Here is a 20126-nt window from a genome sequence, read left to right on the forward strand (position 1 = left end):
GAATTAGTCTTAGGCTGTTCTCTTTTTTTACGTAAACATATTGTATTTTTGACATAAAAGATACTATATGAACATACCACAAACTAGTTTTCCAAGAGTTGTAATTATTGGTGGTGGTTTTGCTGGTTTAGCGGCAGCTAGAGGCTTAGAAGAGCAAGAACTGCAGGTTGTGTTATTAGATAAACATAACTACCATACGTTTCAACCTTTGTTATATCAAGTAGCAACAGGCGGATTAGAACCAGATTCTATTGCTTTTCCATTAAGAAAGCGTTTTAACGATGTAGAAAACTTCTATTTTAGGTTAACTGAGGTACAAAAAATAAACCCTGAGAATAACACCATTGAAACTTCAATTGGAAGCTTAGAATATGATGAATTAATTATAGCTACGGGTTCTACAACCAACTTTTTTGGAAACACCAACATCCAAAAACATACAATGGAAATGAAATCCATTCCGCAGTCTTTAAATATTAGAAGTCTAATTTTAGAGAACTTCGAAGAAGCTTTATTAACCTCTAATATTGAAGAAAGAAACGCTTTAATGAATTTTGTAATTGTTGGTGGTGGACCAACGGGTGTAGAATTAGCTGGTGCTTTGGCAGAAATGAAAAAAGGAATCTTACCTAAAGATTATCCTGATTTAGATATCCGTCAAATGCAAATAAACTTAATACAAAGCTCTGATTGTATTTTAAAAGGAATGAGCGCAAAAGCCTCTGAAAAAGCAGAAGATTTTCTAATAAAACTAGGTGTAAATGTTTGGAAAAATTTGCGTGTTTTAGATTATGATGGAAAAACAGTTACTACAAATGGAGAAGATCATTTTAAAGCAGAAACTGTTATTTGGGCTGCTGGCGTAAAAGGACAAATGATTGATGGCCTAAACACTGAATGTGTTATTGAAAGAGCCGCTAGAATAAAAGTAAATGAATACAATCAAGTTTTAGGGCACCCAAATGTGTATGCCATTGGCGATGTTGCTTGTATGTCTTCAGAAAAAACTCCTTTCGGACACCCAATGATGGCCCAACCTGCTATTCAACAAGGTCGGTTAGTTGCAAAAAACATATTGGCAAAACTCTTCAATAAAAAACAAGAAGTATTTGTATATAAAGACAAAGGCTCTATGGCAACTATTGGACGTAATAAAGCCGTTGTAGATTTAAAAAACTGGAAATTTCAAGGAGTTTTTGCTTGGTTTGTTTGGATGTTTGTCCACTTATTTTCTTTAATAGGTTTTAGAAACAAAGCCATTGTATTTCTAAATTGGGTATATAATTATATTCGTTTCGATAGAGAGACCCGATTAATTATTAGACCTTATAAAAATAAAAACAGCTTTAGTTTTAGAAAATAAATGGCAGAAAAAAGAATCATAAAGTGTCCGAACTGTGGGGTTTTTAACACCAATAAAGAATATTGCACAAACTGCAACACCCTAATTTCTCATCAAAAGAAAAGAGAACTCAAAGCCGATATTGTAAAACAAAATGAAATTGACAAGGTTATTCATGAAAGAGAAAATCCCAATTTAACAGAAAGATTAAAAAAACATCCTAATATTTTGTATAAAATTACTGGTTGGATTTTATATTCTGCATTTACAATTGTTAGTATTATTGGTGCTGGTTTGGCTTGGTTTATTGCAATGGTTGCTGCGGGTTAATATGAAAAAAATACTCTTTTATTATTTTTTAATTTCTTTATTGACAGGAACCACCATCTATTTTCTTCAATATTTCTCCGTTCCTTTACCTAAATTCATTAGTTTTTATGTGAATGATTTTTTAATCATTCCGATTGTTTTATTCATCTGTTTACAAATTTTAAAATGGTCTAAAAACGATAAAAGTTACACGTTGAGTTTCCCTATAATTCTATACGTTTGTTTTATGTATAGTCTTTTATTCGAGTTTATTTTCCCTAAGTATCTAGCAAGATATACCACAGATATTATTGATTTTCTTCTCTACTTTGCAAGCGGTTTTATATTCTACTATCTTCAAAAAAATAAATACTGATAAAATTTCGAAATAAAACATTCGCATTTAACACCAAGTGCTAGTGCAAAAAAAATCTTCTTTAGAAAGTTCTTTTGATCAATCAAAAAAAGTATTCTAAAGAAGATATAAACAAATAAAACACACTTAATTACTATTTAGACTCTTCATAGTTTTCTTCAAGCGTTTCCGTCAACGTTTTCATAAAAGCTACTATGGCGTCTTGTTCTTCTTCAGTTAAATTTAATTCATCAAAAGGTAAGGTTTGGTGTTCTAAATCAAAACCTAATCCACCTCCACCGCCAAGGTTATAAAACTCTACTACTTGCTCTAAAGTATTGTAAACACCATTATGCATATACGGAGCAGTTAATTCAATATTTCTTATAGAAGGTGTTTTAAACATTCCCTTATGCAGTTCTTCTTTAAAGCTCCAATAAAATCCTAAATCATCATCTAATTTTTTATTTTCTGCTGTTTCCGGAACTCCAATAACTTCTTTTTCTGTCTCCGTAAAAAATGGAGGTACTGTACCATTTGTTAACGGCATAAAATGGCAAGTGGCACATAAAGCTTTTCCCATAAATAAGTTATACCCAAGTTTTTCTTCATCAGAAAAATTATTTTCCTCTCCTCTAATATTTTTATCAAATTTAGAATTGAAACCATTTAAAGTGGAAACATAAGATGAAATTGCTTTTATAACATCTGTATTATTAGATGATACTTTACCAAAAGCACCTTTAAAAAGAGGCGTATACGTGGAATCTTTTAAAATAGCATCAGAAAATTTATGCACATTAGAATTAAACTCTTTATCGTTTGTAAATACAGCTGAAATTTGATCTATTAATGTATTTGACTTTCCATCTAAAAAGAAACTTTGCTGAAAAGCAGTATTGATAAGTGTTGGTGTATTTCTTTGCAAAGGATTCCCCTGATTATCAAAATTAAACGCAACATTATCTGCATAACCTTTGTCTTGTAAATGACAACTAACACAAGCCATTTTTCCATTTTCGGAAAGTTTAGGATCTGAAAATAATTTTCTCCCTAAAGCTATTTGTTTATCGGTTGGATTTTGGTTGATTGCCGGTGTAAAATAATTTAAACTAAAACTATTATCTTCAAAAAAGGTAGGCGCATCAAAATTAAAAGGCGTTGTATTTATGGGCTTCCAAAGTGCACTCACTTTTCTTATTTCAACCCAATTTCTAGTGATCGGATTCATGTAATCTCTTGTAAAAGTAAAACGATCAAAGGTATCAAAATCTTCATTTGTTTTAATGAACGAAATAGCGCTTTCAATATTACTGTTAAAAACAGCATCTAACTCCTTATTTTTCTCTTTTACAACACCCTGTATTGTTTGCTCATAGACGGTTTGCAAACTTTCTAAAGAAATAATCGTTTCTTTAATTCCTAAATGACTCACGGGTGTATCGAATCCTGAAATAGCTAAACTTACAATTCTTAAAAGTTGTTGATGTGTTGCTATAAAAAAACGTTGCGGATTTAATGGACGTTTTAGAATCCCTTTTTTCAGGTTAGACAGCATGCCTTTTTGCACATACAATTCTTGTTTGAAGTCTGCTTCTGACGTTTCATCATCAAAAATACTTTCTTCTATTTTTTGATACCCTACTGGTTTTATTATTTTACCAGTATCTTCCTTATAAATTGGTAAGGCTGGTCCATTAGCTCTGTGTCCAACTTCAGGGTTTAAATAAGATGCATAAGGTTCTGCTTTCTTAAATGCAGCTCTAGATAATTCAAAATACTTTTTTGATTTTTCGCCATGCATCCCTGCAACTTCTAAGCTATCGATATACAGTAAAGCAATATCTAAATTTTGAGCGTAGTACTCTTGGGCAGAAGACCAATTAACGATAGGAATCATTTCTTTTTTGTCCTGATTACAAGACATCAAAAGAATACCAGTTAATAAAAAAAATAACGATTTAAAATATTTAAACATGTTGAAAGTTCTAAAAATGAAAGAATCTTCATTGTAAAAATGAAGATTCTTAGTATTAAAAATATGGTTTGTATTATCTAGCTAATCCTTTTAACAATACAATTTGTCCACCTTGGTTATGTGGTAAACTGCTTGAAACAAAAGCATCACTTTCCCAATAATGTGGTTGTAGGTTTAAAATAAAAGTATCTGGAACTCCAACTTTATCAGAAATATCTGTTAATGCACCAAATTCACCAGAAAAACCAGTTGAACCTTTTGGATCTAAGTTATTTTCAATTTTTAAAGCTAAAACAACTTTAGTATTGTTACCATTTAAATCACTTTGATAAATTTGAGCAGCATGATTTCTAGAAAAAGAGTTTGGATCTTCTTGCGTATAAATAAAGTTTTCTGTTACACAAATATTATCTGGACTTTGTAATTCTGATACATTACCATCTTTATTATTAGTATCTGTATTACCACTAATAATTTGAGTTAACTTACCTTCTAATGGGTTGGTTGCATCTAATTCCATTTTATAAACAGTACCCCAATCATTATAAGTTCCTTTGCCAGGTCCTCTACCAGTTACAGCAAAAAACACCTCTCTTGCATCCGTATCGCTACCTTTTTTGTAATCTACATCTTCTACACGCATAAACTGAGACGCAAATACATTTGTACAAGCTGTTTCCATTTCGTTTTTAGTTAAACTAGCACCATCAACAATTTCAACAAATTCTACATCATACGATTTAGAGAAATCTAAACTTCCTTCGTTGTAAACAGTATTAGCTGTAACATCCATTGTTCCACCAGCACCATCAGACACTTGTTTAAATCTTAAAACATATATTTTTCCGTTTTCCAAATCGGCATCACCGTTTTCAGAAACACACATAACAACCTAACCTTCAGACTCACTAGAATCATCATCACCACCAACAATTACTGTTTTACCAGCATATGCTCCTTGTGGCAAAGGCACTGCATTTTCCCAAGAAAATTCTCCTAAAGCATCTAAACCAAAATCTGCTGTAGGTGTAGGTATTTCAATCCAAGGGTCGATACCCTTTACATCATAAGCTAAACTCTCTGAAGCCGATAAAAAAATGTCTTTATCGCCACCGTGAATTGCCGCTTCCCACATGGTTCCAGAACATTGTCTAGCAAAATCTGAAACGCCATTATTTAATAACCAATCTCCTTTAATAGGATTCAGGTCTTTATCAAAACGAATTCTAGAAACAGCATGATCATCTTCTGCATTCACAACATAGATGTACTCGTCTCCATCTTTTAAAAATCCCGCACCGTCTTGCGCACCAACTAAACGGAAACCGTTAGAAAGTACATCTGTAGAACTTATTAAAGAAAAAGCTTCCACTGAACTAAAGTCTGAATTTATTGTTACTAAAGGAGCTAAAGAAGATTTATTAGAAAACATTTCTGGAGAAGGTGTAAAATCCTCACCATCTTCACCGTCCGATCCATTAACGCCATCAACACCGTCAATACCATCCACACCGTCTTCAGGATTACAACTAGTAAAAACTGTACTTACAGAAGTTACAACAAAAAGGAATAAAAATAATTTAAAGTACTTGTTCATCATTTAATTTATAAAGGTTAATTAATTGATTACAATCATATCTTTTGAAGCCTTCTCAAATATTAACTAAGCATTACTGTTCCCTTAATATTGAGTAACCTTACTGTTAAAAACGTTAATTAAATATTAACGGATAGGTGAAATTGAAGCTATCACATTAAGTAAACATAAAGAAAAGCTGGACGTTCATTGTTTCAGAACAAAGCCATCCTAAGATGGACTGTTCATTTTCAACAAACTAAAATAACATAGATCTGACAAGATTAAAAGGCTTTCTAAAATTTATTAAAAAAAGATAATCATTACATTTAAAAAGCATTTATTTCGAAAATTAAAAACAGTTGGCCTTATTTTATAAAAACTTTACAATTCATCATTTAAAAATTACAACTCGGTATTTGTTTTTAATTTTAACATGAATAACACCACATCTTTGTAGCACCAAACCAACCAAGATGAAACATGTTCTACTTTTAATATTATTAAGCTGTCAATTTTCAATCACTGCACAAACCACCATTTCCGGAAAAGTAACAGATTCTAAAAACAATCCTATCAATGGAGCGAATGTTTATTTAGATGGCACTTACGATGGAACTTCAACCAATGAACTAGGAGAATTCACTTTCAAAACCGATGAAAAAGGAACACAAACTTTAATCATTTCTTTTATCTCTTTTGAACCTTTTGTAAAAACTACGGATGTTTCATCTCTCAAAAATTTAAAAATTAAATTAAGAAATGATGTAAATTCTTTAGACGTTGTTGTTATTAATGCTGGAACATTTGAAGCCGGAGAAAAAGCAAAAGTCACCGTTCTTAAACCCTTAGACATTGTTACCACGGCAAGTGCTTTGGGTGATGTTATGGGCGCTTTGCAAACACTTCCCGGAACCTCTACCGTAGATGAAGACGGTCGGTTATTTGTGCGCGGTGGTGAAGCGGAAGAAACTCAGATTTTTGTTGATGGAATTCGTGTTTTTACGCCTTATACTCCAAGTGCAAATAACATTCCAACTCGTGGACGCTTTTCTCCTTTCTTATTTAAAGGAATTTCTTTTTCTACGGGTGGGTATTCTGCAGAATACGGACAAGCTTTATCAAGTGTTTTACAATTAAATACCATTGATGAACCTGTGGAAGAAAAAACAGATTTGTCTTTTATGACGTTAGGTTTAGGTGTTCGAAACACTCAAATTTGGGGAAACAATTCATTTAGTGTAAATACTTCTTACATTAATTTAGCACCTTATCAAGAAGCCTTTCCTGATAGAAATACATGGAAAAAACCGGTACAATCTTTAAGTGGAGAAATGGTGTATAGACATAAATTTAAGAATGAATCTTTACTAAAACTATATGGCGCCTTTAGTTATACTGATTTTGATGTTATACAAGATGATATTAATTTTGTGAATGGATTTCGTTTCGGACTAAAAAATAGAAACCTCTACTTTAATACTTCCTACAAGAACAAATTTGGCGATAATTGGAGAATAGAAACTGGGTTTAGTTTTACAAATGATCATTCTAACCTTAAAATTATTGACGATTTAGTTACAGATAATGAAAACTCGATGCACTTTAAAGTAAAACTTAAAAAACAGGTTTCTAACCGATTTAAAATCAGTTTTGGGTCAGAATATTTTATGACCGATTTTAAAGAATCTTACACCGCTAATAATAGCAATGAAATAGAATATGGATTTAACAATAACATCTTTGCTTCGTTTGTAGAAACAGATATTTTCTTTTCTAAAAACCTCGCAACAAAAATCGGAATTCGTGCAGAAAACTCAGAATTGTTAACCGAATTCACCATTTCTCCAAGAGCTTCTATTGCCTATAAAGTAAATAAAAACGCACAGTTCTCTTTGGCTTACGGTCAGTTTTATCAAAATCCTAAAAACGAATATTTAAAATTTAATCAAGATTTTAAAGCTGAAAACACCTCACATTTAATTGCCAATTATCAACATACAAAACAAGGTCAAATTTTTAGAATCGAAGCTTATTATAAAGACTACAAAGACTTGGTCAAATATGATAACAACCAACCAATTTACACCAGTAACTTTAACAATAACGGAAATGGGTATGCCAAAGGATTTGATGTTTTCTGGAGACAAGATGCTAAAATAAAAAACACAGATTATTGGGTTTCTTACTCGTATTTAGACACCGAAAGAGATTATAGAAATTACCCAACTGCTGCAACTCCTAATTTTGCCTCAAAACATAATTTATCTGTTGTGGCTAAACATTGGATAGCTGATTGGAAAAGTCAAATTGGTTTTAGCTATAATTTTGCTTCTGGCAGAAATTATACCAACCCAAATGAAGCAGGTTTTTTAAATAATCAGACTAAAAATTACAATTCGTTAAGCTTAAATTGGGCATATTTAATAGATCAACAAAAGATTTTATATTTCTCCGTAAACAATGTTTTAGGAACTCAGAATGTATTTGGTTACAACTATAAAAACACCGCAGAACCGAATGGGTATTTTGAGCGACAAGCAATTATTCCCAATGCAGATAGCTTCTTTTTTGTAGGTTTCTTTTGGACAATCAGCCATAATAAGAAAACAAATCAGTTAGATAATTTGTAAACGAAAGGTTTATTAAAAAGAAACTCTAAAAAAGAAATTCGGAGTAAAACCTTGAGATTTTGTGTCATTTTTTACTAAAACAGCATTATTATCTGATGTTATTTTACTTTCGTACTCTCTTTTTAAAATATTACCTTGGTTATAAATATTTAATAAAGATACCCCTACTTTCCCTTTTATTTTTTTATTCAGTTTAAAATCATAAGCACTAGAAAAATCTAATCGATGGTAATCTGGTAGCCTAGCATCATTAATTCCTTTTCTAAGAATTTCAAAATTATCATTTCGTCCTTCTACAGAAGAAAAAGGAATACCAACCCTGTAACTAAAGCCGGTAGAGAAAGTAAAGCTTTTATATTTAAAATTATTCGACCAATAAAAAGACTGAGAAACATCAAAATTACCACTAAACTCTTTTCCTCCATTAAGATCACTAAAAGTAAAGTTAGAACTACCAGTATTATAACTTACCCAAGTATCAAAGTTATGCCATGTTTTTTTTATCAGTAAATCTAAACCAAGAGTAATAGCTTCACCAGTATAAATTTCTTGAATAAAACTATCAAAACCCGTTGTTAAAGTTGTTAATCCTTTTATTTTTCGTCTATATAAATCTACATCAACTGTAAAATTATTTGCAGAATACAAAGCACCAAAAGTAAACTGATTACTTTCTAGCAAAGGGATTTCTTTATTGTTAGACAAAGCCCAAAGTTGATTTTCCAATCCAAAATCTATGGTATCAAATTCTAATAATTTACTCGTGTTTTGTTGTTTTACTTCAAAAGAACTATTCATCCAAAATCTAGGTAAAACTTTTATTTGCATAAAAACTCTAGGCTCTATAGTATATCTATCAATAGAACTAAAATAGTTACCACGAACACCTGCTTTTAATACATACTTTTTCTTAAAACTATACGAATACTCACTAAACAGGGTGTGAATATTATTACTATTGGTATCTAATGTTAATTTAGTTCCATAAAACTGGTTGCTATTTTCTCTTTCCAAAAAGTAAGAAATATCCTGATATCCGTATTGATATCCATATTTCATTTGTTGAAACTTACCTATTGTTTGTAAAAAATCTAGTTTCACTTCAAAATTAGCAACATCATTTCTCTTTTCTATTTTAGCATATTCTTCATCATTAGAAACTTTTTGATTATTATAGTTTAAATTGTATTGAGAGTAATTTACATTAAAATTTTGAGAAAGTTTATCTGTCCATTTTCTTTTCCAGGTTGTACTATAACCAAGGTTGTTTAATCTTAAATCGTCCGATCTATCTTCTTTTAAATCTAAGTTTAAAAAATTATAATCGAAATTATTTAAAATACCTATTTGACTTATAGATAAAAAATCATTTGCTGTTGGTTTGTAATTTATTTTTAAATTGTAATCTATAAACTTAAAATTATTATCGCTAATAACATTAAAGTCTTTGGCATCTTTAGCATCTTCTGTTACCGAAGAATATTGAAAAGCTTTGTTAGATAATTTATCTATTGTAGGTGTTCTCACAATATCTGAAATAGATCTTCTAACAGAAACAATTACACTCACTTTTTTATGAATTGGCACTTTAATATTTGCGTCTACATGCGTAAAATTAAAACCAGCAGAACCAGACATTTTAGTTGCAATCTCTGATGATGTTTCTACATCTACAACTCCTGCAATATGATTTCCGTATTTACTATTAGAAGCTGTTCTGTACACCGTAACTTTATCGATTATATATGGATTTAATGCAGAAATTGCGCCAAAGAAATGACCTGTATTAAACAATTTAATTCCATCGAAAAGTATTAAATTTTGATCTGGTGTCCCGCCACGAACATGCAAACCAGAAGCAGTTTCATCAACATTTAAAATACCAGGTAATTGTTGTACACTTTGTAAAATATCTGGTTCTGTAAGCCCTGGAAATACATTTTTGTTTTTAGGTCTAAATACGATAGCTCCATCGATTGTTTTAGAAATTGAATTTGTTAAATAGTTTGTAATAATTACTTCTTCTAAAAAAGTAGCCTCTTCAAGCATTGGTATGAATAAGCAGTCTTCAAAAAGAAAATTACGAACACTAATATATTTCGTTTTAAAACCAATAAAAGAGACTTCTAAAACAGCGGATGTTTCTATATTTTTAAAACTAAATTTACCTTCGTTATTTGAAAGCACCCCAATATTTGTCCCTTTTATTTTTATGGAAGCTCCTCTAAGTTTCTCTGCAATGTTGTTCGCATTTTGTAATTCTCCACAAATAGTAATCTCCTTTGGAGGTAAAACAATTAGAAATCTATTTTTACTTATTTCTTTAATATCTAAATGAATTGCTCTTTTTAATTCTGAAATTATTTCTAAAAGTGATTTTTTTTCAAAATCGAACAAAATACTTTTGTCTTGTATTAAGTGGTTTGCATAAGCAAACTTTACATTAAACTTTGTTTCAATACTTGTAAATACTTTCTTTAGAGGAATAGCTTGTTGCATATCTGTTTGAGAAAAAGTATTTAATGCTAAAATTAAGAAGAAAAGTAAGATGTTTTTTTGCAAAGCCTCTATTTTAAAGTAACATTTTTTTTATCATCAGAAATGGTATAACTTATATTCATCGGTAATAAAACAGCCTCTAAAGCTTGTTCTAAATTCGTATGCACAAAGCTACCTGTATAAAGTTGGTCCTTTTTTAATTCTAAATTTATCATTTTAATATTATACTGTTTTTCTATCGATTTTAAAACAACCAACAATGGCGCACTCACAAAAGAACTTTCTTGTTTTAACCAATCTGGATTCACTTTCTTAGTACCCAGTTTTAACGGAACAGAATCTTTATATTGTGAAAACGTTTTTCCCTTAGTCAATATAATTTCAACATTCTTTCTTTCTACTTTTACTTTTCCTTCAAAACATGTAACACTTAAGAAATCCTCTTCTTCAAAAACGGTAAATTGAGTCCCTAAAACACTAATAATTCCTTCGGTAGTTTTTACCTGAAACTTGCTTCCTTTTGCTACTTTAAAATAAGCTTCACCTTCTAACTCTAGCGTTCTATCTTGTTTCCAATTCTTCTTATTATAAGATAAACTAGATTTTGCATTTAAAATAACGGTAGAATTATCTGGTAAAATAATGGTTCTTCTTTCTCCGAAACCAGTATTTACATCTGTATTAAAATTTAAAAAATAGAAAGTACTTACCAGCAATAGCAAAGTTGCTGCAACTGCCGTTAACTTCCTTAAACTAAAAACCTTGCTTTTTTTATCAGCCTTTAAAGAAATTACCTTTTTGTTTTCTGTAATTTCACTGACTATTTTTGAGAAGACTTCTTCTTTATTAAATTCTGGTTTTTTAAACAATGCGGCTTCTTCTGAAATTCTAACAAATAATTGATAATCTTCAGACTTTTCAAACGCACTAAGTTCTTCCTCTGTCATTTCTCCAGAAACCCATTTGGCTAATAATGTTTCAGACTTTTCTATAGCTTCCATATTAAATTCCTTTTATATACGTTCTTATTTCCTTTAAAGCTGCACTCATTCTTTTTTCTACTGTTTTTACAGAAATCTCTAATTCTGCAGCAATTTCTTTGTATTTCTTTTTATCAATTCTATTCATCAAAAAAACTTCTCTTTGTTTTTCTGATAAATTACCAATAACCGTTTGTAATTTTTTTAAAAACTCTTGCTCCTCTAACACATACTCTGGCGTTTCTGCAGTAACAGCATTCGGTATTATCTTCTGATGTTCTAAAACCACTTTTTGATGTCTATAATCACTTATAAATAAATTATTAGCCACCATAAATAAATAGGCTTTCGCTTTTTCAAAAAGCACCTTTTTACAGTTAGACCACATTGTTACAAAAGATTCTTGTACAAAATCTTCTGCCAAATTTTTATTGCCACATTTATAAAACATAAACCCATAAACATCATCTGCATATTTGTTATAGAGTATTTCAAAAATTTTAGAATCACAAACGGACTTCAATTCTTTCATAGTATATATTCTTATTTATAAAACGTTTCAACTTGATAAAACCCTACAAAAAATAAAAAGGAGGGTTTTTTGAAAGTAAAACGTTTAATACTAAAGTCAACAAAAGTAGTTACAAATAACAATTCTAAAATTATTTATTATCATGAAAAAACTAACATTATTAGCACTCTGTGTATTCTTAACCTATTCCTGCACAAATACAGAAGAAGAAAACGGATCTCTTAACACTCCTATTATTGCCATTGATGTTGTAGACATGGTTTTCTTACCAAAGAATAGCGTAGAAATAAATGCTACAATTTCAGATACTGGTAATCAGACACAAACTATTCTATGGGAAAAAACTGCTGGTGGTTCTGCTGATTTTGAAAGCGATAAAAAAGACATTACGATCACAAATTTAGAAGAAGGAAACTATAGCTTCACTTTAACTGTAACTAATAACAATCTATCATCCGAAGAATCTATCTCTTTTAGCGTAAGTGACGCTAAAGTACTTTACAATTTAGATTTCGAAGAATCTAATGAAGGCTTTACATCAAGTATTTTTGGAAATTACACTGCTGGAAAAGAATTACGAAATGTTACCGAAGAAACAAACCACTGTGGTACCGTTTACATGGGTAAAAAAGAAGATTTTACAGATTGGCTTACTTATTCTTATGAAGGTAACAACTCTAACTTTGTTGCAACAAACATGGGTACTTGTCTAGGTTATTTTACTTCTGCCATTCAAAAAGAAATCACTTTTACAGAAGATTTCTCTAATGGTAATTTAGGTATTCAATTTCAATATTATAAACCTGGAGATTTTTCTAAATGGGGAGATTATAATTTAGAAGTTCTCATTTTTGAAGATGATTTAAACTATACATCAGAACCAATAATTACTTTATCTCCTACCACAAACCCAGAAGGTTGGAGTCTCTTTAATGAAAATATAAGCTTAGCAAAAGGTACTTATACATTAGTAATTAGAAACACCAACGCACAAACTGCAATAGATAATATAACCTTTTACAAAAACAACTAAAATGAAAACTACTACTGCTACTAAAAAAATCGATCTAAAAAAAATAAGTGAATTAATATTAAAAGAATTAAAAGAAATAGGGAAAGCTGCTTCTTTTGCAATGAGTCATTAACTTTAAACACATCATCTAAAAGAGGTTGTCTAAAAAGTGAATTTTTGTCAATCTGAATTTATTTCAGATTCTTTTGAAATTTGATATTCAGTAAATTAAGATACTGAAACAAGTTCATCATGACAATATTTATTACTTTTTTAGACAACCTTTTTTTTTGTTATTTATAAAAAACAAGTATTTTTTACAACTCAGAAATAAAAAACAACAATTCGGTATTATTCTTGTGTATTTTACGTAGAAACATCAGATATTTGAAGTATCAATAAAAAAGAAAAAGAATTATGAAAAAATTACTTTTAATACTAGCCATCGTTTTTAGTGGAATCTTATCTACCAATGCCCAAGAAGAAACCGCAGATTTAACCATTAACATTGCTGGTTTAAATTCTGATAAAGGAATGTTATTAGTTGGTCTTTACAACAAGAAAGACCATTTCTTAAAAAAACAATTTAAAGCAGATACTGTAAATATTAAAGACAAAAAATCTGTCGTAATATTTAAAGATTTACCAAAAGGAGAATATGCCGTTTCCTTTGTTCATGATGAAAATGATAACAAAAAAATGGACACGAACATGTTTAAAATACCTAAAGAAGACTATGGTTGTTCAAACAACGCAAGAGGCTTTATGGGACCTCCAAAATACGATGATGCTAAATTTCAATTAACAGAGAACAAAACAATTGAAATTAAAATATAACCCAACTACCTAAAACTTTTTAAGATGAAAAAATCTATTTTAATCATCGCAATTTTCATTGCGACAGGGATTTCTGCGCAAACAAAATATCAAAAAGGAATGCAAAAAGCATTCGGATTATGGGAAAAAGGAAACATGACGGAAGCTTCTCAATTATTTGAAAGAGTCTCTAAGGCTGAACCAAAAAAATGGATGCCCGCGTATTATGCCGCAACAGTAGAGATTTTAAGTAGCTTTGGTTTAAAAGATGAAACTATTTTAAAAGCGAAATTAACAAAGGCTCAAGAATTTTTAGATGTAGCCAAATCAAATTCAGAAAATAATCCAGAAATTATAATTACCCAAGCACTATTAAACCTAGGTTATATTGCTTTCGACGGACAAAAATACGGAATGATGCTATCTGGAGAAACGAGTCAATTATATGCAAAAGCATTACAAATTGCACCCAACAACCCAAGAGTTATTTTAGGAAATGCAGAATGGAATATGGGGTCTGCTCGTTTTTTTGGAAAATCTACAAAACCATATTGTGCAGAAATTAAACGTGCCATTGAACTTGGCAAAAAAGAAAAAATTGAAATTGAGTTTTATCCGAAATTTATGCTCGAAAGAGCTGAAAATGTTTTAAAACAATGTGAAAAATAGTATTCAGTTTTCAGTCTCAGTTTTCAGTTAATCATGGACTGAATACTGCAACTGTTAACTGCCAACTTATTAAGAGAGTATCTTTTTTATCAACTCTTGCTTCGCAACCTCATCATTACCAAACAACCATTGCAACACATTATCTTCCCAGATTTGTCCTTTTTCTGTTTCTGTAATAATATTCTCATTAACTGCTAAATCTAAAATTTTACCAGGATAAGAAGACTGTGCATCACTTTCCATTTCACCTAACGGATACGGATCGTCTAAGCCCATTAAAACCTGACTTGTACCTTGTCTTTTAAACATTAATTTCAAAGAATCTGTATCATGCACCAACGTGTCAAAAAAGATGTTTTTGTGTCCTACAGCCTTTCTAGGATGCGTTTTACCTTCAAACAAATCGGGTCTTCCATCAAAACCCTGAATCCTTCTTCCTAAATTCATTTGCGCTAATTGACCACCATGAGCAAAACACGTTCTTATGTTTTTAAAACGTTCTTGCATTCCATTTAACGTATAAAAATGATAGGCATCTCCACATTGTGCCAACATCCAAATTAAGTGAAAACGCCAATTGATGTTTTCTAATTTTATCATTTTATCACCGTCATACGGGTGAATTTCTATAGCCAATTTGTATTTATCTGCCAATTCAAAAATGCGATCATTTTCTTCGTCGAACACACAACGCCATTGCCCAATAGAATCCATAAAATGTGTTGGCAAGCATAATACTTTTAAGCCTAATTCTTCTACACAACGCTTCATTTCATCTAAAGCTCCGTAAATAAAGCCTGGGTGAATTACAAAGCCGCACGTAAATTTAGAAGGATGTTCTCTTTGTACTTTTGCATTAAAATCATTCTGAAAACGCAATGCTTTTTTCATTTCTTCTAAGCGCAATCCATTTCCGTATAATTGAGAAAGATTTAAAACAACAGCATGATCTAACTTGTTTTTCTCCATCCATAATAGTTTCTCATCTAAGAAAAAACTAGAATCTGTTACAGGACGTTTCCAACCTTTTTGCAACATGTGTTTGCGTTCATCATCTACCCAAAAAATTTCTTTTTCCTTCATAAACTGAGGAATTTCTTCTGGATAAGGTAATAAATGTGAGTGTCCGTTAATGCGAAGTTTGCGTTTCATATTTTATTGAAAAATTGAAAATTAAAATATTTAAAAACTGTTTTTCTGTTTACTGCCACTGATTAACTGCCAACTTTTTTCGGAGCTTCCATCACTGTACCACAATTATCACAAGTACATTTTTGTTTATCAGAATAATACCTATCAAAAATAACAGGCATATCTGTTTCAATATTCCCCAATGCAAATTCTTCTCTATACAACTGGTTTCCACAGTTTTCACAATACCATTCTAGAGCATCTAACATCCCTTCCGAACGCGGATATTCTATAACCAAACCAACTGTATTTTCTTTTCTTTGCGGCGAGTGTGGCACTTTACCTGGCAACAAATAAATATCACCTTCATTAATTTCTACGTCAATTTGCTTGCCTTTATCATCAATGATTTTTAAAATCATGTCTCCTTCAACCTGATAGAAAAACTCAGGAGTTTCATTATAATGATAATCTTTTCTGTTATTTGGCCCACCAACAACCATTACAATATACTCACCATTATCCCAGACCTGCTTATTACCAACGGGTGGTTTTAATAAATGACGATGTTCATCAATCCACTTTTTAAAATTTAAAGGCTGTACTAAATTGCTCATATGAAAAAGCCCATCCTAACCTTCCCAAAGGGAAGGAACTCCAAACTGGGTGAAATTTGAAATCTTCTATTAATAATATATTTTACTCTACTAATATAATTCTTTTCCTACACTAAACTTCATCCCTTTGGGAGGATTGAGGAGGGCTTTTATAAACTCTTGGTTCTACCTCCATCAACAGGAAGGTTAATTCCATTAATATAACTTGCTTGTTCACTTGTTAAAAAAACAACAGCCGCAGCAGTTTCTTCGGGTTTTGCAAAGCGTTTTGCTGGCACATAATTTTTCATAATTTGCTCCATTTTAGCTTCTGTAGTATGCTCAATTTTTGCTTTGATCTTAATAATTTGATCTAAACGAGCAGTATCTGTAAAACCAGGCAATACATTATTTACTGTAATTTGGAACGCTGCCAATTCTGTAGACAACGTTTTTGCCCAATTACCAACCGCATTTCTAATGGTATTAGAAACTCCTAAACCAGGAATTGGCTCTTTTACAGATGTAGAAATTACATTAATAATTCTACCAAATTTTTCTTTTTTCATAAACGGAACAAAAGCTTGTACCAAAATTTGATTACAAATAACATGCATTTGAAACGCATTTATTAAATCTGATGAAGTTGCAGAAATTAAGTCGCCACTTTTTGGACCTCCTGTATTATTAACTAGAATATGAAATTTTAATTCAGTATTTTCTATAACTTTTTGTAGCTCTTCTGGATTCGAAAAATCTGCAACCAAATAATTATGCTTTTGATTCTTATTTGGCAACTCCGCTAAAACCTCTTTTAATTTTTCTTCATTTCTAGCAATTAAAGTAACATTTACGCCTTCTTCCGCTAATAAAATTGCAGTTGCTTTTCCTATTCCTTGTGTGCTTCCGCAAACTAAAGCATTTTTGTTTTGTAATCCTAAATTCATATCTTATGTTTATGTCTGGTCGAGCAGATCGAGAATTATATCATTTTTAATCTCTGCAATTTGTCTCTTGTCTCCTATTTATTATCTAAAACCATTTGTTTAATCTTCACTGCTTTTTCAAAATGGTTCAATTTGTAAGTTTCAATCCACCATTTAGCGACTTCCATTAACAAAACCGGATTGTCATTTTTATTCTTAAAAAACGCATAAAAAGACAAGCCAACATTGGTTCCTTTTTTAGCTATTTTTTCATCACAAACTGCTATTATTTTTTCTTTTATTTCTGTATTCATAACTTATTTTTGTAGCTGATATAACGCTATCATTTTCTTATTTATAATTGCTTTCGGTACACTTTTTAAGATAAAATTCCGAAAACCCTGACCGTATTTCCAATGTGCCATTTTACCGGTCATCCAAGATTGATTTACAACTAAACTGACTTTCTTTTGCCTTTTTTGTTGAAACAATTCGAATATATTTTTATCTTTATTTTCAGCAATTAAATTGCTTAAATAATACGCATCTTCAATTGCTTGTGCACCACCTTGTCCCATATTCGGAGTAGTGGCATGCCCTGCATCTCCAATTAAACAAATATTATTTATATGCCACTTTTTAAGCGGCTTTAAATCATGAATGTCACTTTTTATAATTTGATGAATATCTGTTGCAGCAATTAAATCAGTTATTAAAGGATCAAATTCAGAAAACATTTTTAGCAACTTCTCTTTTACCAAACGAACCTCTACTTGCTCATTCTCTTTTGCTAAAACAACTGCAAACCAATAGGTTTTATCTTTTGAAACTTTAGAAATTCCGAATCTAATTGTATTTCCCCAAAGCTCAAACCCTTGATGTAATAAATCGTCTTCTAAAACCATATTTGTAATTCCTCTCCAACACGTCTGACCAGAATACCTTTTCCTGCTTTCTGGAAATAATTGTTGTCTTACTTTAGAGTTGATGCCATCTGCAGCAATTAAAAAATTGGTTGTTGTTTTAGAAGCATCATTAAAAGTAATTTCAATTTTATTAGCTGCTACTTCTTTAAAAGATTCAAATCCTTTATTTAAAAATATTTTCTCCTTCGGAATTTTATCAAACAGTAATTTTTGAAGCGCTGCTCTATGAATTGCAACGGTTGTGTAGCCAAAAACATCCTTTATAAAATCTTGATTACTATCTGAAATTGGTGATAAATCTTATTTTCCAATGGTTATTCTATCAATAAAATTTCCGTTGGCAATTACATCTTCTAAAACACCTAAACTCTCTAAAACTTGCAATGCGTTTGGCGCTAACCAAATTCCGGCACCGACTTCATTTAAAACAGGTGCTTTTTCAAAAATTTGATATTCGATTCCTTTTTTTTCAAAAGCCAATGCTGTCGTCAACCCACCAATTCCTGCGCCAATAATTGTATATTTCATACCAACTTTAATTGCTTTCTGCCAACTCCAACAACTTTAATGTTGTGTTATAATTTCTAGTTGTTGCGCTCACATTCAACTTTCTTTCAAATAATTTATTAGAAAGTTTCGTTTTAGCAAAGCCAGTTTCGCAATGAATAAATACCATATCATTATCGATTAAATATTGATCGTTATCAATACCTTTAACGTCTATTTTTGTTTCATATACTTTTTTGTTTAAGTAAACAAAGGCTACTATTTTGTTGTTGTCTGTTGGAAAAGGGTAATTGGCAATTGCTTTTTTAAATTGAGGAATTGTTCTTGCAATTACAGGAACATCGTAACCAAATTTAGTTTGAATTCCTTCATTAATTTTCTTACAAATTACAGATTTCCTTTCGTCTGATTCTAAAATAATGTTTCCACTCTGAATGTATGTTTGTACGTTTTTAAAACCTAAATCGGTTAATAAATCACGTAGTTCTGCCGATGGCAGTATATTTTTTCCTGATACATTTATTCCACGAAGTAAGACTATATATTTTTTCATTATTTGTTTTTATCAGATCGTTCTCTGAATATTTTAATATGTAAACAATATTCGTTTTCATAAATACCTCTCGACTGCGCTCGAGGAGACATTTTTAGTTAATTATTATTTTTTTTATCCTCTCGAGAACTACGTTCGCTACTTTTAATCAAAAATTATTTTGATTTCAGGAATGCTCGAGGAGACGTTCTCTATTTTTTTTGTCAGTTCGAGCGCAGTCGAGAACTATTTATTACCTGGTTTATATTTATGATGTGTCGCATTTCTACATTCAGAAAGAATCTCTAACATATCAAAATCTTCATTTGCTAATGCTAGCTTTTTCTTTGAACTCCATTTTTTTATTTTCTTTTCAAAATAAATAGCCTGTTCAACATCATTAAAAACTTGATTAAAAATCAATTCTAAAGGCCTTCTTTTAAAAGTAAAACAACTTTTATTTAAACCTTTTTGATGCTCTTCAAACCTTCTTTCAATATTATTTGTAATTCCAGTGTAAAGTAAATTATCTGAGCATTTTAATATGTAAACAAAATACGTTTTCATAATTACCTCTCGACTGCGCTCGAGGAGACATTTTTAGTTAATTATTATTTTTTTTACCCTCTCAAAAAATACGTTATCTGCTTTTAATCTGAAATTACTTCTAATTTTAGTAATGCTCGAGGAGACATTTTTAATTGGTTTTCTAAACTTGCTTTTATTTTACTTGAAAGAATAACGTTTACAGAAATTCTTAGCCCTGATTGAAACGACATCCTTTTTTATGTCAGTTCGAGTGAATTT

22 protein-coding genes are annotated in these 20126 nt (G+C 30.7%); 7 read left to right on the top strand and 15 right to left on the bottom strand.

Annotated features, from left to right (window positions below):
* Nucleotides 1-67: 67 nt before the first annotated feature.
* Together WHD08_RS07605 and WHD08_RS07610 are read left to right on the top strand one after the other, a co-directional pair.
* Nucleotides 68-1363, top strand: a complete 1296-nt coding sequence (locus WHD08_RS07605; protein WP_208888649.1) for an NAD(P)/FAD-dependent oxidoreductase — start codon at nt 68-70, stop codon at nt 1361-1363.
* Nucleotides 1364-1672, top strand: a complete 309-nt coding sequence (locus WHD08_RS07610; RefSeq protein ID WP_165732874.1) for a hypothetical protein — start codon at nt 1364-1366, stop codon at nt 1670-1672.
* Nucleotides 1673-2160: 488 nt separating this feature from the next.
* Here WHD08_RS07610 and WHD08_RS07615 read toward each other — a convergent pair whose 3' ends face one another.
* The 3 genes from WHD08_RS07615 to WHD08_RS07625 all read right to left on the bottom strand — a co-directional run bounded on the left by WHD08_RS07615 (nt 2161) and on the right by WHD08_RS07625 (nt 5584).
* Nucleotides 2161-3933, bottom strand: coding sequence for a cytochrome-c peroxidase (locus tag WHD08_RS07615; RefSeq protein ID WP_244183226.1), 1773 nt, complete (start codon nt 3931-3933; stop codon nt 2161-2163).
* Nucleotides 3934-4057: 124 nt separating this feature from the next.
* A complete protein-coding gene (locus WHD08_RS07620) occupies nt 4058-4870 on the bottom strand; it encodes a hypothetical protein (protein WP_244183225.1) in 813 nt (270 codons plus the stop codon).
* 6 nt (nt 4871-4876) lie between these two features.
* A complete protein-coding gene (locus WHD08_RS07625) occupies nt 4877-5584 on the bottom strand; it encodes a hypothetical protein (RefSeq protein ID WP_244183224.1) in 708 nt (235 codons plus the stop codon).
* 452 nt (nt 5585-6036) lie between these two features.
* Between WHD08_RS07625 and WHD08_RS07630 the strand changes: the two genes are divergently transcribed.
* Nucleotides 6037-8193, top strand: a complete 2157-nt coding sequence (locus tag WHD08_RS07630; protein WP_208888647.1) for a TonB-dependent receptor — start codon at nt 6037-6039, stop codon at nt 8191-8193.
* 12 nt (nt 8194-8205) lie between these two features.
* Here the strand turns inward: WHD08_RS07630 and WHD08_RS07635 are convergent, their stop codons facing one another.
* The 3 genes from WHD08_RS07635 to WHD08_RS07645 are packed head-to-tail and all read right to left on the bottom strand — an operon-like array spanning nt 8206 to nt 12204.
* Complete coding sequence (locus tag WHD08_RS07635; protein WP_208888646.1) at nt 8206-10755, bottom strand: TonB-dependent receptor; 2550 nt, start codon at nt 10753-10755, stop codon at nt 8206-8208.
* 5 nt (nt 10756-10760) lie between these two features.
* Nucleotides 10761-11693 (bottom strand): FecR family protein, encoded by a 933-nt coding sequence (locus WHD08_RS07640; RefSeq protein ID WP_165732879.1) that lies wholly within the window; start codon nt 11691-11693, stop codon nt 10761-10763.
* A 1-nt stretch (nt 11694) separates the two neighbouring features.
* Nucleotides 11695-12204 carry an RNA polymerase sigma factor gene (locus WHD08_RS07645; protein ID WP_165732880.1) on the bottom strand — a complete coding sequence of 170 codons (510 nt, stop codon included), beginning with the start codon at nt 12202-12204 and terminating at the stop codon, nt 11695-11697.
* A gap of 142 nt (nt 12205-12346) precedes the next feature.
* Here WHD08_RS07645 and WHD08_RS07650 point away from each other — a divergent pair, with 142 nt between their 5' ends.
* The 3 genes from WHD08_RS07650 (at nt 12347) to WHD08_RS07660 (ending at nt 14701) form a co-directional block, all read left to right on the top strand.
* On the top strand, nt 12347-13237 hold the full coding sequence (locus WHD08_RS07650) for a PKD domain-containing protein (protein WP_208888645.1): 891 nt from the start codon (nt 12347-12349) through the stop codon (nt 13235-13237).
* A gap of 396 nt (nt 13238-13633) precedes the next feature.
* Complete coding sequence (locus tag WHD08_RS07655) at nt 13634-14053, top strand: DUF2141 domain-containing protein (protein WP_208888644.1); 420 nt, start codon at nt 13634-13636, stop codon at nt 14051-14053.
* A gap of 24 nt (nt 14054-14077) precedes the next feature.
* Nucleotides 14078-14701, top strand: a complete 624-nt coding sequence (locus tag WHD08_RS07660) for a tetratricopeptide repeat protein (protein WP_208888643.1) — start codon at nt 14078-14080, stop codon at nt 14699-14701.
* A 69-nt stretch (nt 14702-14770) separates the two neighbouring features.
* Here the strand turns inward: WHD08_RS07660 and WHD08_RS07665 are convergent, their stop codons facing one another.
* The 5 genes from WHD08_RS07665 to WHD08_RS07685 all read right to left on the bottom strand — a co-directional run bounded on the left by WHD08_RS07665 (nt 14771) and on the right by WHD08_RS07685 (nt 18406).
* On the bottom strand, nt 14771-15853 hold the full coding sequence (locus tag WHD08_RS07665) for an amidohydrolase family protein (RefSeq protein ID WP_165732884.1): 1083 nt from the start codon (nt 15851-15853) through the stop codon (nt 14771-14773).
* A gap of 62 nt (nt 15854-15915) precedes the next feature.
* Nucleotides 15916-16449 (bottom strand): 3-hydroxyanthranilate 3,4-dioxygenase, encoded by a 534-nt coding sequence (locus tag WHD08_RS07670; protein ID WP_165732885.1) that lies wholly within the window; start codon nt 16447-16449, stop codon nt 15916-15918.
* 149 nt (nt 16450-16598) lie between these two features.
* The gene (locus WHD08_RS07675; RefSeq protein ID WP_208888642.1) at nt 16599-17375 is read right to left on the bottom strand and encodes an SDR family oxidoreductase; all 777 of its coding nucleotides are present in this window, start codon (nt 17373-17375) and stop codon (nt 16599-16601) included.
* Between the two features lie 74 nt (nt 17376-17449).
* The gene (locus WHD08_RS07680; protein ID WP_165732887.1) at nt 17450-17668 is read right to left on the bottom strand and encodes a DUF6500 family protein; all 219 of its coding nucleotides are present in this window, start codon (nt 17666-17668) and stop codon (nt 17450-17452) included.
* Between the two features lie 3 nt (nt 17669-17671).
* Nucleotides 17672-18406: an FAD-dependent monooxygenase gene (locus tag WHD08_RS07685; RefSeq protein ID WP_340833841.1), complete on the bottom strand. Its 735-nt coding sequence runs from the start codon at nt 18404-18406 to the stop codon at nt 17672-17674.
* Here WHD08_RS07685 and WHD08_RS07690 point away from each other — a divergent pair.
* Nucleotides 18342-18494, top strand: a complete 153-nt coding sequence (locus tag WHD08_RS07690; RefSeq protein ID WP_244183223.1) for a hypothetical protein — start codon at nt 18342-18344, stop codon at nt 18492-18494. The two genes, WHD08_RS07685 and WHD08_RS07690, sit on opposite strands and share 65 nt — an antisense overlap.
* Nucleotides 18495-18580: 86 nt before the next feature.
* Here WHD08_RS07690 and WHD08_RS07695 read toward each other — a convergent pair whose 3' ends face one another.
* The 4 genes from WHD08_RS07695 to WHD08_RS07710 form a co-directional block, all read right to left on the bottom strand.
* Nucleotides 18581-18808: an FAD-dependent monooxygenase gene (locus tag WHD08_RS07695; RefSeq protein ID WP_244183222.1), complete on the bottom strand. Its 228-nt coding sequence runs from the start codon at nt 18806-18808 to the stop codon at nt 18581-18583.
* Nucleotides 18809-18815: 7 nt separating this feature from the next.
* Nucleotides 18816-19340 (bottom strand): DUF1697 domain-containing protein, encoded by a 525-nt coding sequence (locus tag WHD08_RS07700; protein ID WP_208888641.1) that lies wholly within the window; start codon nt 19338-19340, stop codon nt 18816-18818.
* Between the two features lie 225 nt (nt 19341-19565).
* Entirely contained in the window at nt 19566-19886 is a 321-nt protein-coding gene (locus WHD08_RS07705) for a GIY-YIG nuclease family protein (RefSeq protein ID WP_208888640.1), read from the bottom strand.
* A gap of 83 nt (nt 19887-19969) precedes the next feature.
* Nucleotides 19970-20098 carry a hypothetical protein gene (locus WHD08_RS07710; protein WP_302849282.1) on the bottom strand — a complete coding sequence of 43 codons (129 nt, stop codon included), beginning with the start codon at nt 20096-20098 and terminating at the stop codon, nt 19970-19972.
* Nucleotides 20099-20126: the final 28 nt, after the last annotated feature.

It is taken from the genome of Polaribacter sejongensis (assembly GCF_038024065.1).
Classification (GTDB): Bacteria; Bacteroidota; Bacteroidia; order Flavobacteriales; family Flavobacteriaceae; genus Polaribacter; species Polaribacter sejongensis.

Bases quoted from the DNA above. Each gene is read 5' to 3' on its own strand.
- WHD08_RS07710 (WP_302849282.1), bottom strand. From the start codon at position 20,098: ATGTCGTTTCAATCAGGGCTAAGAATTTCTGTAAACGTTATTCTTTCA.
- WHD08_RS07695 (WP_244183222.1), bottom strand. From the start codon at position 18,808: ATGAAATATACAATTATTGGCGCAGGAATTGGTGGGTTGACGACAGCA.
- WHD08_RS07650 (WP_208888645.1), top strand. From the start codon at position 12,347: ATGAAAAAACTAACATTATTAGCACTCTGTGTATTCTTAACCTATTCC.
- WHD08_RS07665 (WP_165732884.1), bottom strand. From the start codon at position 15,853: ATGAAACGCAAACTTCGCATTAACGGACACTCACATTTATTACCTTAT.
- WHD08_RS07675 (WP_208888642.1), bottom strand. From the start codon at position 17,375: ATGAATTTAGGATTACAAAACAAAAATGCTTTAGTTTGCGGAAGCACA.
- WHD08_RS07670 (WP_165732885.1), bottom strand. From the start codon at position 16,449: ATGAGCAATTTAGTACAGCCTTTAAATTTTAAAAAGTGGATTGATGAA.
- WHD08_RS07615 (WP_244183226.1), bottom strand. From the start codon at position 3,933: ATGTCTTGTAATCAGGACAAAAAAGAAATGATTCCTATCGTTAATTGG.
- WHD08_RS07630 (WP_208888647.1), top strand. From the start codon at position 6,037: ATGAAACATGTTCTACTTTTAATATTATTAAGCTGTCAATTTTCAATC.
- WHD08_RS07705 (WP_208888640.1), bottom strand. From the start codon at position 19,886: ATGAAAACGTATTTTGTTTACATATTAAAATGCTCAGATAATTTACTT.
- WHD08_RS07700 (WP_208888641.1), bottom strand. From the start codon at position 19,340: ATGAAAAAATATATAGTCTTACTTCGTGGAATAAATGTATCAGGAAAA.
- WHD08_RS07690 (WP_244183223.1), top strand. From the start codon at position 18,342: ATGCCATCTGCAGCAATTAAAAAATTGGTTGTTGTTTTAGAAGCATCA.
- WHD08_RS07655 (WP_208888644.1), top strand. From the start codon at position 13,634: ATGAAAAAATTACTTTTAATACTAGCCATCGTTTTTAGTGGAATCTTA.
- WHD08_RS07605 (WP_208888649.1), top strand. From the start codon at position 68: ATGAACATACCACAAACTAGTTTTCCAAGAGTTGTAATTATTGGTGGT.
- WHD08_RS07625 (WP_244183224.1), bottom strand. From the start codon at position 5,584: ATGATGAACAAGTACTTTAAATTATTTTTATTCCTTTTTGTTGTAACT.
- WHD08_RS07660 (WP_208888643.1), top strand. From the start codon at position 14,078: ATGAAAAAATCTATTTTAATCATCGCAATTTTCATTGCGACAGGGATT.
- WHD08_RS07640 (WP_165732879.1), bottom strand. From the start codon at position 11,693: ATGGAAGCTATAGAAAAGTCTGAAACATTATTAGCCAAATGGGTTTCT.
- WHD08_RS07645 (WP_165732880.1), bottom strand. From the start codon at position 12,204: ATGAAAGAATTGAAGTCCGTTTGTGATTCTAAAATTTTTGAAATACTC.
- WHD08_RS07610 (WP_165732874.1), top strand. From the start codon at position 1,364: ATGGCAGAAAAAAGAATCATAAAGTGTCCGAACTGTGGGGTTTTTAAC.
- WHD08_RS07620 (WP_244183225.1), bottom strand. From the start codon at position 4,870: ATGTGTGTTTCTGAAAACGGTGATGCCGATTTGGAAAACGGAAAAATA.
- WHD08_RS07680 (WP_165732887.1), bottom strand. From the start codon at position 17,668: ATGAATACAGAAATAAAAGAAAAAATAATAGCAGTTTGTGATGAAAAA.